The 14,973-nt window shown below is 65.2% G+C and carries 8 protein-coding genes; 7 read left to right on the top strand and 1 reads right to left on the bottom strand.

Going from position 1 to position 14,973, the window contains the following annotated elements; genetic code table 11:
• Positions 1–9: 9 nt before the first annotated feature.
• From H6717_06095 to H6717_06080, 4 genes are all read left to right on the top strand, one after another.
• Positions 10–1,659 carry a hypothetical protein gene (locus H6717_06095; protein ID MCB9576582.1) on the top strand — a complete coding sequence of 550 codons (1,650 nt, stop codon included), beginning with the start codon at positions 10–12 and terminating at the stop codon, positions 1,657–1,659.
• A 233-nt stretch (positions 1,660–1,892) separates the two neighbouring features.
• Positions 1,893–9,311 carry a DUF2380 domain-containing protein gene (locus tag H6717_06090; protein MCB9576581.1) on the top strand — a complete coding sequence of 2,473 codons (7,419 nt, stop codon included), beginning with the start codon at positions 1,893–1,895 and terminating at the stop codon, positions 9,309–9,311.
• A 61-nt stretch (positions 9,312–9,372) separates the two neighbouring features.
• Positions 9,373–9,714: a hypothetical protein gene (locus tag H6717_06085; protein ID MCB9576580.1), complete on the top strand. Its 342-nt coding sequence runs from the start codon at positions 9,373–9,375 to the stop codon at positions 9,712–9,714.
• A 790-nt stretch (positions 9,715–10,504) separates the two neighbouring features.
• Positions 10,505–11,932: an IS66 family transposase gene (locus H6717_06080; GenBank protein MCB9576579.1), complete on the top strand. Its 1,428-nt coding sequence runs from the start codon at positions 10,505–10,507 to the stop codon at positions 11,930–11,932.
• A gap of 9 nt (positions 11,933–11,941) precedes the next feature.
• On the opposite strand, the gene H6717_06075 is transcribed toward H6717_06080, so the two are convergent.
• Positions 11,942–12,337, bottom strand: a complete 396-nt coding sequence (locus H6717_06075; GenBank protein ID MCB9576578.1) for a hypothetical protein — start codon at positions 12,335–12,337, stop codon at positions 11,942–11,944.
• A gap of 107 nt (positions 12,338–12,444) precedes the next feature.
• Here H6717_06075 and H6717_06070 point away from each other — a divergent pair, with 107 nt between their 5' ends.
• Genes H6717_06070 through H6717_06060 form a run of 3 tightly spaced genes read left to right on the top strand, consistent with a single transcriptional unit; the run spans position 12,445 to position 14,972 of the window.
• Complete coding sequence (locus H6717_06070; GenBank protein MCB9576577.1) at positions 12,445–12,822, top strand: hypothetical protein; 378 nt, start codon at positions 12,445–12,447, stop codon at positions 12,820–12,822.
• Entirely contained in the window at positions 12,819–13,202 is a 384-nt protein-coding gene (gene tnpB, locus H6717_06065) for an IS66 family insertion sequence element accessory protein TnpB (GenBank protein ID MCB9576576.1), read from the top strand. The genes H6717_06070 and tnpB overlap by 4 nt, the downstream gene beginning before the upstream one ends.
• Before the next feature lie 45 nt (positions 13,203–13,247).
• Positions 13,248–14,972, top strand: a complete 1,725-nt coding sequence (locus H6717_06060) for an IS66 family transposase (GenBank protein ID MCB9576575.1) — start codon at positions 13,248–13,250, stop codon at positions 14,970–14,972.
• Position 14,973: the final 1 nt, after the last annotated feature.

Genomic DNA, 14,973 nt, shown 5'->3' with positions numbered 1-14,973 from the left:
AGATGCACGATGCGTTGGCATCTCTTGGACCTTGCGCCCGCAGCAGTGGTGGGTGTTTTCGCTCTTGCCAGCCCACTTGCATGCGGACCATCTGGCGGTGGAGGCGGTGGCGGCTCGGCTGGCGACGCTGGGCCGGATGCCAGTGGGGGCAGTGGTGGAAGCGCAGGTGCAGCGGGCGCTTCGGGCGCTGCCGGCCAAGGCGGCGCGCCCGAGGACGCCAGCCCCGACGGGACCTCCGGCACAGGCGGATTCTCCGGTGCCGGAGGGGCTGCGGGTTCGGGGGGAACAACTGACGGCGGCCCGCTCGACGCCACACCGGACGCCGTCTCCCTCACTTGCGGTGACGGGATCCGTGGGCTCGACGAGGAATGCGACGACGGGAACAGCCTCGACGATGACGCATGCACTTCCGCGTGTGTTGTCACCGACTACCTCGTTGGCCAGGCGCAACTAGCGGAAGGCGGCGTGCCTCCGCCTGGACGGTATCTGGGCGAGGGACGTCACCCCGTAGCTGCTGGAACCGATGGCTACGCGATCGCCTTCGTCGAAGCCGAACAAGTCCCGCCGCGTGTGAGTCTTCAGGCGTTCGACCCACAGGGCGTCCGCATCGGCGATGCGCTGAACATCACGCCTGGTGGGCCGGCGCTGCTCTGGAGCAATCCCGTCGTCGCCGCGCTTCCGGCGGGGAGGTACGCGGTTGCGTGGAACGACTTCAGCGGCGATGGCGACGAGGTCGGCGTCGCCCTGCGCCTTGTCGATCCGTCGGGTGCTCCGCCGAATGGCGCACCGCAGTACGCGAACACAACGACGGCCTTCTCGCAGCTGAACCCCGACGTGTTGCGTGTCGGTGGTGACGTCGTGATCGCGTGGGAAGACGACTCGGCAGTGGGGACAGGGCCGGACCTGCGTTTCCGCGTTGTACCGACATCATTGAACCTATCAGGCACCTCCGAACAAACGCTCGCGGCAACTTCGGCAGCAGAGACCGCTGTGTGCTTGGCCGCGTTCAGCGGGTCCTGGGCTGCGGCGTGGCGTCAGAGCGCGGCGGGTGGGACGGAGGCGGTCGCAGCGAAGGCCGGTGCACTCGCTTGGAGCGTCGGTCCGCACCTACCGGGGCCCGCATCCGACAAGCCGGCACTCGTCGAGCTGGACTCGACCACCCTGCTGCTCGTCTACACGGAGTCGATTGACAGCGCGGACGCTGGCGTTGCGAACGGTTCGCGGCTGCGCGGCGCGTTGCTCCGCACCGGTCAGCCGGGTGCCACGGCATCCTTCGTGCTCGAACCAGCGAGCCCACCGAGCTCACAGAGCCAGCCCGTTGCTACCGTCGTCGGCGGACGGACGTTCATTGCCTGGCGCAGCGCATCGACGGCGGGCGATCCAACCGCCGAGCAACTGTGGCTCCAGGAGGCGACTTGGGATGGCGCGACCCTTTCGCTCGCTACGCCGCTCGCGCTACCGCGCTGGCCCGCTCACGGGCAGGACGACCAGCGGTTCCCTGCCCTGGCGAGCTCTCCGCTCGCTCCTCAGGGCGCGCTCGTCGCCGCGTGGGATGACTACGGGCGCGTACTGGGCGGCATCGAAGGGGCGCCGGATGTGCTGTCCGAGTTGATTCCCGTCCCCATCCTTCGCACGGCAGCGCAGGACGGTGGGTCATGAGCCCGCCCGCACGCGAACGGTCTCGCCTTCTTCGCGCGGTGACCATTCTCGGAGCCGCAAGCGCGCTTGCCGGTAGCGTCGTGGACGCGGCCCACGCGGAGCCGTCCGCATCCTCAACCGCTGTTGCATCACCTGAGCACGCCGAGCTGGCGGAAACCGCGTCCGACGCGCCCGCAGACACTGCCGCCGCGAACCCCGATTCGGCAAAGTTGGCAGCGCCAGAAAACAGCAAGATGGCGGCCGCGCCAGACCCCGAGAAGCAGAACCAAACCCAGGTGGCCGAGCCACCGATCCCCGGATCTCGCGCTCCCAAGCCGGAAGCGCAGCCAGAGGGGCAATCACTCCCCACCGGCCAAGACAAGAGCGGCGTCACGAGCCAGGCGATCTCGATTCCCAAGGGCAGCGGCACCATCAAAGGAATGGACGAGAGCTTCTCGGCTCAGCTCTCCACGGGCATCGCAACGCTTACGGTGCCCATCGCCCTGCCCAGCGCGCGCGGGGGAGCGCAACCGGCGCTTTCGCTTGCGTACAGCTCCTCGCACGGATTCGGGCTGGCCGGTGTGGGCTGGGACGTACCTGTACCGTTCATTTCTCGCCAGACCGATCGCGGCATCCCCCGATACGACGACGGAACGGACTGGCATCCGAACCGCGACCGATTCGTGTTCAACGGCGGCCAGGAGTTGGTCCCGATCTGCCAAGTCGGGTCGCCGACCTACGGGTGCACGGGCAGGCTGCAGCCCGGCGAGGCGCTCCCGATCTGGGCGGTGGCCGGGACCGAGTACTACCGGGCGCGCGTCGAGGGCTCCTTTCTGCGCTTCTTCCTAGCCCCGAACAAGAAGACGTGGCGCGTTCAGAGCAAGGGCGGCGTCACGATGGAGCTGGGCGTCCCGCTCGACAACACTGGCTACACGGGCGCGACCGAGGCTAACCCGCAGGACGCCAGCGAAATCTACCGCTGGTGGCTCGTGCGACAGTACGACACGCACGGGAACGCCAACCCTTCGAGTGGGGTTCCAACACCCAGCAATGCTGTCGTCTACCGCTACGTGCAGGACGGCGCGCGTGCGTACCTGACCGATATCTACGACACGTCGCCGGCCAACAGTCCCGCCAGCGCGACCCTCACCGACTACGCACACCACACTCGCCTCTACTGGCAGGTGAGACCCGATCCGACGGTGTCGTACCGGAGTGGGTATCGGATGGAGCAGCGCTTGCGCCTGCAGCGCGTGGACGTCGGGAGCAAAGAGTTCGCCGGCAGCCTCACGGAGTTCAAGCGCGTGCGTCGCTACTGGCTCCAGTACGACGACTCGTTCCACGTTTCACTTTTGAAGTCCGTGCAGGTTGAAGGACGTTGCGCGCCGCATGAGCAGAACGCGCCGTTCGAGGGCACCACGACCAGCTGCGGAACGCTTCCGCCGATGGAGTTCGACTACTCCCACGTGAAGCCGTCGCCGGACGCCTTGGGATACGAAGCCTTCGACGAGACGCTCCAGCAGCTTGCGAATAGCCCCAAGTACTCGCTGAACGAGGGGCTGACCGACCTGTTCGACGTCAATTCGGACGCGCTGCCGGACGTGATCGTGACGGCGCCGGCCTTCTTCAACGGGAAACACGGACTGTTCCTGAACGGCGTCGCCGCAGGGGCCAGCAATCCGCTCGGGCTCGGGTTTTCGGCGTCGACGATCGGCGTGAACCCGAACGGCGTGCCTCCCGGGACCGATGAGAACATCCTCAAGCTCACCAACACGAACGTGTCTCCCTTCGATCTCGATGGGGACGGGCGCGCCAACCTGGTGCACATGCCCATAGCGAAGAAGTACGAGGTCTTCTCGCCCGTGCTCACCAACGGCGGATGGGAGTGGCAGGGCCGGTCCATAGCCACCGCATCGCAACAGGACGTGAAGATCGACTTCACGAACGAGAACTCGAAGATCCGGGTGCTGGATGTGAACTTCGACGGTCTGGTGGACGTCGTGGTCACCACTGGTACCGAGGTGGAGACGTTCTTCTCGCTCGGCCGGTATCCGGGGGGCGATGGACAGTTTGGGCACGCCGAGTGGACCGGTCCTGGCACCGCCACCATCTCCAACGACCCGGTGACGAGCTGCCTCCCGTGGAGCGCGACGCCGGTCCAGTTCAGCGACCCGGACATCAAGCTCGCCGACATGAACGGCGACGGCATCACCGACATCGTTCGGGTTCGCTCCGGCGACATCCGCTACTGGCCAGGCCGCGGCAACGGTTTCTGGGGAACCGGCAAGCGCGACGACTGCCCTGCCAGCGGCTACGGCCAAGATCGCCACGTCGCAATGGACACCAGCCCGAACTACCAGGTGGTTCAGGGCGACTCGCTGTTGCTCGACGACGTGAATGGGGACGGCCTTGCGGACCTGGTCGAGGTGCGCTTCAACGCCGTCGACATCTACCTGAACGTCAACGGCACGGGCTGGACCGATCGCCACATCATCTTCAATACGCCGCCAAACCCGGCGTCCATCGATCGCGTGCGCCTCGTGGACATCGACGGCTCCGGCACGCGGGACGTGCTGTGGGGTGACGGCTACGAGTACAAGTACATCGACCTCCAAGGCGGAACGCGGCCGTGGCTTCTGACGGGCGTGAAGAACGGCCTCGGGAAGCAGACGACCATCGCGTACTCGACGTCCACCGCTGAGATGATCGCGGCGGAGAAGACGGGGGCAGCGTGGTCGTCCACCATGCCGACGGTGGCGCACGTCGTGAAGTCCGTCACCGAATCCGACGGCCTCGGCGGTGTGTACACGACCGAGTACACGTACGCCGACCCCGCCTACGACGGCCAGCAGCGCGAGTTCCGCGGGTTCTCCAGGGCCACCGCCAAACGCATTGGCGACGCCAATAGCCCAACGGACCTTTCAGAATCCAGGTTTCTACTGGGCGAGTGCTTGGACGAGGACGCCTCGGACGGGGTGGATGCCTGCGCCCTCGGCCAGCGCTGGCGTGACAACCCGAGGGAAGCGCTAAAGGGCCTGCCACGGCTGACCGAGCAGTACGACGAGGACGGTCATTACTTCAGTACTTCCTACGTGCAGTACCGCCTGCGAGGGCTCTACGTGGGGCTCGACGGGCGAACGGTGCGACACGCGTATGAGACCGGACGGACAACGATGCTGCACGACACGGCCGTGCCCGTTTCCGCGTCACCGACGTACCTGTCGAAGCCCGCCGTCGAGCGTGAGCTCGTCTATCCCACAGGAACCGCAGAACCCGCTGCGCCCGACACCTACTATCCGGTTCCAGTACGAAGCACGTCGGGACGCGCAGACGTCGCGAGCACTGCCGAGGTCGACGTGTTCGGAAATCGCACCGCTGCAATGGCAATGGGGTGCATCGGCGGGGCCGCTTGCCCGCAACCGGACGAAACCATCCAGACCCACACGGTACCGGGGCGGCCAACCGGCGAGCCCACGGGGTGGCTCTGGAGGACCGTTCGCAGCTACGTGACGGGCAGCCAGCACGCCGGGAACCGCAATGACACGTCCACCACGTACGACACTCACGGCGATCCGCTGCAGGTGACTGCGCAGCTTTGGGGCACGGAGCAGCTGGATCGCTTTCATGAAGCGAACCTGGCAGTGGCGCCGACGCCCGCAGACGCTTCCTCCGACGGTACGATCGTGGTGGGGAACCGCGAGTACGACACGCTAGGGAATCTCACGCGCGAGTCTGCGCCAACGGGCATGGCGGGCGACGAGCGATGCCGCGACGTGGACTACGATCCGCTCTACGCGCAGCTTCCCACGAAAGAAACGCTCTACGTCGCAGGCTGCGACAGCGCAAATCCACTCATGACCAGCGCGTCCTACGACCGCGGTTTCGAGGTCATGGCGGTGGCTCTCGACATGAACACCGAGCCCACCACGATGGAATACGACGAGTTCGCGCGGTTGACGCGCGTGCTCCGTCCGGATCCTGCAGGCGGCCCTGGGGCCGTGCCGAGCCTCAAGATCTCGTACTACCTCCCGCCCGACTTAGGAAAGCCGTACTCCGCGATCCTCTCCGAAGCGCAGGACGGCTCAGACCCGACGGTGGCGCAGTATCTCCAATCGGTCTCTCTCATCGACGGCATGGGACGCGCACGCGCAGAGCTAGCTGAGGCGGACCCGACTGCCGGTGACGGGGGCGACTGGATCGTCTCGGACTTCGTGGACTTTGATGCCAAGGGCGCCGCACAACGGAAGTACCTCGAGCACTTCTACACAGGAACGTTCCAGCAGTTTCCTCTGTCCTCCGCGCCAAGCGAGCCCTACGGACGCCAGCGCTACGACGCCTTCGGACGTGCTATCGCGACGTACGATCTGGATGGCACGGTGACGTTGGTCACCAGCTACCACGCCCTGTCCAGCGAGATGCAGGATGCGGCGGACCTCGGGCCGGGACCGCACCAGGGAACGCCCGCAACTGCGATCACCGATGGCCACGGCCGCGCGGTGAGCAGCGTTGAGCGCTTCCGCGAAGACGGCATGATTGTGGAGCGCGAGGAGCGGATCAGCTACCTCCCGACCGGAGAGCCCGAAGTCCTGGAAAGGCGGCGCGTTGGAACCACGGCGAAGGTTACGCGCTGGATCCGATACGACTCCCTGGGCCGCATGGTGCTCAACGTCGAGCCCAACACGAGCAAGAACTTCACCACAGACACCACGGTGGATGCGACGCCCCAGCCCAATGGGCTGAAGGCGTGGCGGTACGCCTACAACGACCAGGGAGATCTCGTCGGGACCAGTGACGCGCGGGGCTGCGGAGCGAACTTCCACTATGACGCGGCCGGTCGTTTGCTCGCAGAGGACTACTCGCCGTGCACGAGCGCTCACGACGCGTACACCCCGACCACCTCGCCCGACGGCTACGAGACCCTGTACCTGTACGACAAGACGCCAACGACCCTGGCCGCAGGACGCGAGCCTCCACCGGGATTCTCGGCGGGCGCTGGCAAGGGCCGCCTCGTCGCAGCTTGGGACCGCGCGTCCGCATCCTGGAACAGCTACGATGCTCGAGGACGTGTCACGGACGAAGCCACCCAGGTGGCGCAGCCTTCGCCAGGCGTCGGGTTTGCGAATCGGTATGCGCCTCGCTGGTACACGCGCAGCCACGAGTTCGACGCTGCCGATCGTCCCACGACATCGTCAACCGGCGCTACGGTTCCGGAGCTCCTCGGTGCGGGGAACGCGAGCAACGTCGATGTCGCGTACACAGCACGCGGAACGCTCGGAAGTGTTTCTGGCAGCTATGGCAGCTTGGTCACCGGCGTGCAGCGCGCTGCAGACGGCCTAGTGAACGAAATCGTCTACGGCGACGCCGCGCATACGACCACGGGGTTCTCATACGACAATCGTCGACGTCTCAAGAGCGTGCAGACCTATCGCGGTCCTCCCGGATCCTGGTCTGCGCCCCCAAGCGACTATCAACCCCAGCCCGCCCCGGGACCGACCAACCTTCCGACGTTCCAGCTCCTTCTCCAAGACGAGGATCTTTCGTACGACGTCGTCAACAATCCCGTCGAGATCCGCGACTGGCGCATTCCGGACGAGTGGCCATCCGGCGCCAAGCCCGTCACGCGCAAGATCCAGTACGACGATCTGTATCGCGTCCGCCGTGTCGACTACCAGTACACCGCCGGCGATGACACATGGAAGTCCCCGTTCGAGGCAGAGAACTCCGGCGACCCGGATCTTCAAGACGACCGCCGCGCGCAACCGAGCCCGCACGTCTCCTTCGACAAGCGAGTGCTGTGGCAGTCCTACGGCTTTGACTGGCTTGGCAACACGTCTGCTTCCGACGACGACGCACACGGATTCTACGATCGCTCGCTTGGAAGTGTTAGCAACAACTCGGCAAAGCCGTATCAACTGGAGAGTGCAGACAGCGGTGCTGCTGGAGGATCACGCACTGGATCGCTAGCCACCGCCTATGACGATGCTGGGAACCTGACGGAGCTTCGCCTGAAGCGCGCCGGTCCTTGTCTGCCGAGTGGCGCCACCTGTTCGCAGATCTTCGGATACGACTGGGACGAGGTCGGGCGCCTGGTCCGCGCGCGCCGCTGGGACGTATCCGCCGCCCAGGTTGGCGCCCCCGGAGATCCACTGCCGACCACGCAGGATCCCAACGTGGCGCTCCGCTACGCCTACGACGCGGGGGACCAGCGCGTGCTGAAGTCGGCTTCCGACGGCGCCGGCGCCGAACGCCACACCGTCTACATTTTCGATTCCCTCGAGCTACGGCGAGCGCGGTGGACTGCGTCCGGCGGCCCTTCGGATACGATCGACTACGAGCGGACACCGCTGACCGAGGTCGCGTATCTGCAGGCCAACGGCGTCCGACTCGCGCGCTTGGTCTACGAGCCGCCCAACACCGACGGCTTGCCGCGAGTTCCCACGATCGGCACCGCGCACCTCCACGTCTTCTTCGAGCTTGGCGACCACCTCGGCTCGACGGGCGTGGTACTCGACAAGGCGACGAGCGAGCTCGTGGAGCGCAGCACCTACGAGGCATTCGGTGCGACGGAAAGCGACTACCGGCCCGATCGCTGGAAGAGCTTCCGCGAGGACTACAAGTTCACCGGGAAGGAGGACGACGTAGAAGTAGGCCTGACGTACTTCGGAGCCCGATTCATGAGCGCCCCGCTCAATCGCTGGGCAAGCGCCGATCCCCTCGCCATTCACGCTATCGGAGGCGATCCAAACGTCTACGCGTACGTAGCAGGACGCCCGCTTCAGGCGGTCGATCCGGTTGGGCTCAGCGCCGTGCCGAGCGGGGTCCCACAAAACGCGCCACCCACAAACGCCCCTGGCTGCGAGGGTGGAGGCTGCGGCGCCTCCCCTCCTCCTCCACCCGCACCCGCTGCGCCTCCGGCGCCTGCGCCCAAGTCGCAGCCGCAGCCGGCGCCGCAACAAAGCGCAGCCGGAGAAGCACTCAAGGCGTACAGCAGCCATACGACCGCCCAGTTGGAGCAGTCTGCATCAACTGCCATTCCGTTCCTTCAGCCAATTGGTCAAATCGACAACGCGGTGAAGTCGCTGCGCACAGCCGCTGGCGCAGCCCAGAGGGGGGACCTTGGCGAAGCTCTGGCGTATGGCTTTCAGGCCACACCACTCGGCGGGCAGCTAGCGGCGCTGGGAGGAAAACTGGGCGGCAGCGTGTACAACCTCCAGCATGCCAACACAGTTGGCGCAGGCGTAGGCGCAGCCCTCAACCTCAAGCGCGGAATCGAAGAGACCGGGTTTCAGATTGCGGGTATCTTCTGGCTGAGGGGCGGCGCGCCAAGAGCACAGCCAGGAGAAGGGATTGCGCTTCGGCCCGGGGAGCTCGCCGCCAAGGGTGATTGGTTTGGTCATCACCTGTTCCCACAAGCCGAAGAGTTCGCACCGTACTGGGCCGAGGCAGGCATAGACATTGAACAATTCCGAGTCCAAGTGAGTGAGAACACTCATCTTCAACTGCACTGGAAGGGGGATCCGAGATTCGGCCCTGGCGGCTACTGGAACGCCAGTTGGCGGGAGTATCTGTCCGGTGAACGCGCCGCTGGCCGGTCGATCACTCAGCAAGGGCTGTTCACCAAACTCTCGGAAATGGTTGAGACTGTAGGGCTGAAGTACTATTCGCCACTCTGAGGCCAGGATGGGACACGAACTTACCCCACGTCACGGCGGAGCGCTCGCTGCTCAGGAAGTCGTGAAGAGACTAGGCGCCGAGTTTCAGTACGTGCGAGTCGACGAGGAAGAGGGCTTGGCGCGCGCTCGTGCGATGGCAGCTTGGCTCCGAAGAATGTCGGCGAAGCCGTTCCTGGGGCGTGAGCAAGAAGCACTGCGACAGGCCATAATGCTTGAGAATCTCCATCGCGGCGAGGCCCTAGTGATCGAGTTTGGCGATACTGCCGAGACTGCCCGCAAGCTAACTCTCTTGCCAGAGAATCCGATCCAGTTCAGCTACCAGGGGGAGGAAGACGAGCGAGCGGCTTCTCAGCTGGTACGTAGATGCGCACGCGCGCTGGATTGCGACGTCGAACGATTTTAGCTCAAGGTGCTTGGGCTTTCTGCTGGCTCTCCGGGTGTTCCCGACAATTCGCGATCTTGGGTGAAGGGGTTCAAGGAGATGATCACGGCAGAATTGGACGATTTTCGATGCGGATCCAAGCGAGTCAGAGCTGCACAGATCGGCAGTACGAAGGACGGCGGGCGCACGAGCGCCTGGCTGCGAAGTGGACCCGAGCGAGTCGCGTTCAAGCGACGTTGCGCAGCGAGATGACGGGGAGATGAGGGAGACCCGGGGGATGGCAGAGGACCAGTCGAAGCTGTCCGCCACGGCGTCCCCGAGTGGGCGCCAGCGGAGCTGCGCAGGGAGCGCAGTCGGGGTATCTTGCCCGCGGCTCGAGCCGCGGGCGCGTACCCGTTCGGCGGACCGCTTCGCTTCAGCTCCCGGATCAGCTCTGCCCACTCACTCGCGCTGCGTCGTCGTCTTGCCATCCATCACGCGCCTACCAGCTTCCCCCGTCGACCTGAAGAACGCGGTCCGTGTCCGCCGAATGTCTTCGCGTAACAGCGGGAAACGGCTTTTTGCCCTTATGCCAAGGTGGACGTCGAGGGTTCGAATCCCTTCTCCCGCTCTATCACCACGCTGCGCGTCACGAGTCCTCGTGTACGTCCTCGCCGTGGCCGCAACCGTTCACGGGGGTGGTCTCGTCGAATCGGAGCACGCGTAAGTGATCGATATCGCTCCATTCCCGAGTTCTCGCTTTCCATGAGCCCCAGCTTCAGGCATTGCGTTTCCCGTGGAGCGGGACTGGCGCGACGATCGGATCGAGGAGCTGGAAAACCAGCTTCGCGACAGAGATGCCGATGTCCGAGTCAGGGACGAGCGCATCGCTCAGCTTGAGCAACAGGTCGCGCTGCTGAAGAAGCAGGTTGCAGAGTTGCTCGCGAAACTCGGGCAGAATTCGAGCAACTCGCACAAGCCACCGTCCACCGATACACCCGATGAGCGGCGAAAGCGCCGCAACAAGGACAAGGCGAAGCGCAAAGAGCGCAAGCGCGGTGCCCAGAAGGGCCACGCTGGTGCGCACCGCGAGCTGGTGCCTGCGGACAAGGTCAACAAGTTCGTCGACCTGTTTCCGTCGGAATGCGAGAATTGCTGGAGCGCGCTACCGGAAGTCCCCGACCGGTCGGCGAAGCGCTATCAGCAGACCGAAATCCCGCCAATCGAGCCGTACACAACGGAGTGGCGCCGGCACGAGGTGACCTGCCCGTGTTGTGGCTACCGGACGCGCGCCGCGTTCGACGGGGACGTGATCCCGACGTCGGCGTTCGGTCCCCGGGTGATGGCGATGATGGCGCTACTGACGGGCTTCTACCACTTGAGCCGGCGCAAGGCGGCGGACTTGCTCTCGGACATTGTCGGCGTCCGGGTCTCGCTCGGGGCGTTGAGCGCTGTCGAGGAGCGTGTGAGCGACGCGGTCCAGCCGGCTGTGGACGAGGCGTGGCAGCTGGTCGAGCACGCCGACATCAAGCACACCGACGGTACGAGCTGGTCGCAGGCCGGGGCCACCATGGCGCTATGGGTGATCGCCTCGGCAACGGTCACGGTGTTCAAGATCGTGGCCAACAGCGCCAAGGTGACGCTCCAGCCGCTGTATGGCGCGCTACACGGGATCCTGGTCAGCGACCGCGCGAAGGCGCTCGGGTTCTGGGCGATGGAGCGGCGGCAGATTTGCTGGGCACATCTACTCCGCAAATTCGTGTCGTTCTCCGAGCGCGACGGACCTACAGGCAAGTTCGGCAAGGAGCTGCTGGACTACACGGGGCTCGTCTTCGACTACTGGCGTGAATTCAAGGCGGGCAAGCTCGACCGCGACAAGTTCATGGTGCGCATGCTTCCCGTCCGCAAGCAGATGGAGGCACTGATCGAGCGCGCGGCGGGCTCGAAAGTCGCGGGCTTGTCGGGCTCGTGCGCCGACATCTTGGCGCACAAGGCCGCGCTCTGGACCTTCGTCGAGACCGAGGGCGTCGAGCCCACGAATAACCATGGCGAGCGCGAGATCCGTGCCTTCGTTCTGTGGCGGAAGCGATCGTTCGGGACCCAGAGCGAGCGCGGCAACGTCTTCGCCGAAAACCTGATGACCGTCGCCCACACCGCCCGCAAACAGAACAGGAACGTGCTCGAGTTCCTCACCGCGTGCTGTGAGGCGCAGCGCGACAAGAAGGCCGTACCGTCCCTGTTCCGCGCTGCGACCGCGTGAGCAACGCGCTCAAGAATCCCTTATCGGGAAGTAGCGTGTGAGGTGGCGGCTGCCGACAGTCCTCACGCGGCCAGCGCGACGGAGTAGCGTCACCGACCGGTGAAGCTCCCGCGCCGATGCGCCCACATCCGCCGCTAGCACGGTCATCGGCTCCCCCGGTTTCTCACACAATGCTTGGTAGAAACGCTCGCCAAGCGCGGCTATTTCATCCGAAGGCCGCTTCACGCCCGACGACGACCGGACCCGGCGTGCCGGCTTCTCCGCACCGCGCGTGCTCGCGCTCGTCGTTGTCGTAAACGCCCGCGCGACCGCCTCCTGCGCGCTGGCGCGGATCGCCGCAAGCTGCTCCGCAATCATCTGCTCTATACGCTGGCCCAAATCCTGGGCGCTCGGGGTGTTGCTCATGCCGACGCAATCGCACGCCCCGCGTCAGACCCTCAACCCCACCCGTGTACCCGTTCCGCGGACCGCGTTCTTCCCGGCAAGTGGGTGAGCGTGTACGCGCCTGATGGATGGCTGGACGGCGACGCAACGCAGCAGAGTGGGCAATCCTAATTCGCGAGCTCGAGGCGAGCGGCAAACCGTTGCCTGCGTTTGCGCGCGCGCGCGGCATCCGACCGGACACGCTGAAGTGGTGGTGCTGGCGTCTGCGCACGAAGCCGCAGGCTGCGAAGTCGAAGTCCAAGGCGGCGCGGTCAAATCGCGACGCGCGGGTGAAGCTGATCTCGGTGGCGCCCGTGCGCGACTGCCCGCAGGGAGAAGGAGCGGAGGTCACGCCGGTGTGGGAGTTGGTAGCGCCCACCGGACATGCACTGCGTGTCTACGACCGCGCGGGCCTCCGCGTGCTCAAGGCAGCGTTGTCATCGGTTACGGGCAACCGCAGACGATGAGGCGGCTGCCGGCGACGGTGTACGTCGCGATGAAGCCGGTGAATCTGCACCTGTCGTTCGACCGCCTGGCGGGGATCGTTCGGTCCGAGCTACGCGGCGATCCCCGCGGTGAAGCGGCATTCGTCTTCCATAACCGCCGCGGGACGCACCTGAAGATCCTGTGGTTCGACGGCTCGGGCTACTGCATCTTCTACAAGCGATTGGACCGGGGCATGTATCGCATTCCCTTGGCCATCCCCGCCGGTGCAACGCGCGTGTCGGTCAGCAGCCGTGAGCTCGAGTTGCTGTTGGAAGGCATCGATCGGCGCACACTGCGAGCGGCAAGACGGTCAGTACGATCGTCGCGAATTCGATCGGTCGGCCGATCTTCCAAAAAATGATCGCCCTGGGCTTGCGCCAGATCGCCGCGTACTTATCGCAGAGTCGTGAGCAAGCGGGCATGCGATCGTTGCGCGTCCACGAAGCGTGTACTGCGCACCGCGCGCGCGAAGATCGCTGTCCTCGAGCGCACCGTCGTTGAGCTGCAAGCGGAGTGCGCCGAGTTGCACGAGCAACTGGCCGAAGCTCTGAAAGAAGCCGAGTTGCAGCGAGCAGATCTGCTCCGCTACGAGAAAGCATACGAGTCGGCTCGGCCCAACCATCCAGAACGCGTACCCCGAGAGCAGCTCCAGCTCGCGTTCGATGAAATGGTCGCGATGCTCGCTGACGACACGCCGCCCGCCAACGATACCGAGCCGGCGTCTCCGGCACCCGCGCGCGGAGACGACGCGGGACCGCCCAAGAAGAAGCGCCATGCGCACGGCCGGCGCCCCCTCGAGCAGTGCAATCTCGTCACCGAAGAAGTCGAGCTCATTCCCGACGAGGTCCGCGCCGCCGGGGGCAAAGGTTTCAAAAAGGTCGGGGAGGAGTGCTCCAGCCGCATCGCTTTTCAACCCGCGCGCTATGTGCGCCTGCTCATTCGGCGCCTGAAATTCCTCCCCATCGATGAAGGGGGCTTGCAGTCTCCCGGTTTGGACCCGGCTGCGCCCGAGGCGACCCGCGTTCTGGTCGCGCCGCTGCCCGGCAGTGTGTGGCCCAACGTGATGGCGGATCCGAGCGCCATCGCACACGTGATCCTTTCGAAGTACGACGACATCCTGCCGCTTCATCGCCAAGAGCGCATCAGCGCACGCGACGGGTTCGTGCTGCCTCGTTCCACCCAGTGCGGCTGGCTACGCCAGGCCCACGAGGTGACCTACAGAATTACGGATGCGATGTTCCTGGACGCAAAGCAAAACGCCTTCTGCATTGCCACTGATGCGACAGGGGCCCCGATCCGCGCGCCGGACAAATGCCAGTCGTGGGATACCTTCGTGTTTCTCGCCGACCGAGACCACGTCGTATTCCGCCACGTTCTACAACATGCCACCAGCGAGAGCATCGCGAAGTTGCTCCAGGGATTTCGCGGCCACCTCCTCGCCGACGCGGCTCCCATCTACGATGCCCTGTTCGCCGACGGCTCCATCGTCGAGCACGCTTGTTGGTTTCATTGCCGCCGCTACTTCTACCGAGCTCTCGAAACCGACAAGGACAGAGCGATGGGGCCGCTGTCCCTGATCGCCAGGCTGTTCAAGATCGATGATGAGTGCAAGCTCGCCCCGCTCGCAGACCGCACCGAGCTTCGAGCCAAACGTGCTGCACCTGTCCTCGCCATGCTCGACAAGTGGGTCGAAATTCACCGAGACCAAGTGGATCCGCGCGGGCCGCTGGCGGCGGCGATCGGCTACTACGAAAACCAACGGGACGCGCTCCGGCGCTTCCTGGCCGACGCGCGCATCGCCATTCACAACAACCTCGCGGAACAACAGCTCAGAAATCTCGGCTTGGGGCGCCACAACTGGACCTTCTTCGCCAACGAAAATGGTCTGCGCTGGTACACGACCTTTCGCTCGCTAATCGCTTCCTGCTACCTGCACCAGCTCAATCCCCGAGAGTATCTGGAAGAAATCCTGCGACTCGCGCCCCACTGGTCAGCACGTCGCGTCCTCGAGCTGGCTCCCAAGTACTGGGCAGCCACCCGCAAGAAGCTCGACGAATCCCAGCGCAAAATCCTGCTCCCCCCTTGGGACATCTCGCGCGACCTGCCCCAGCCGCTCGCTGCTGCCAGTTGAG

This window comes from Polyangiaceae bacterium (assembly GCA_020633235.1).
GTDB lineage: Bacteria > Myxococcota_A > Polyangia > Polyangiales > Polyangiaceae > JACKEA01.
The sequence above is the reverse complement of the archived record's forward strand: the minus strand, read 5'-3'. Positions and strand labels throughout refer to the sequence as shown.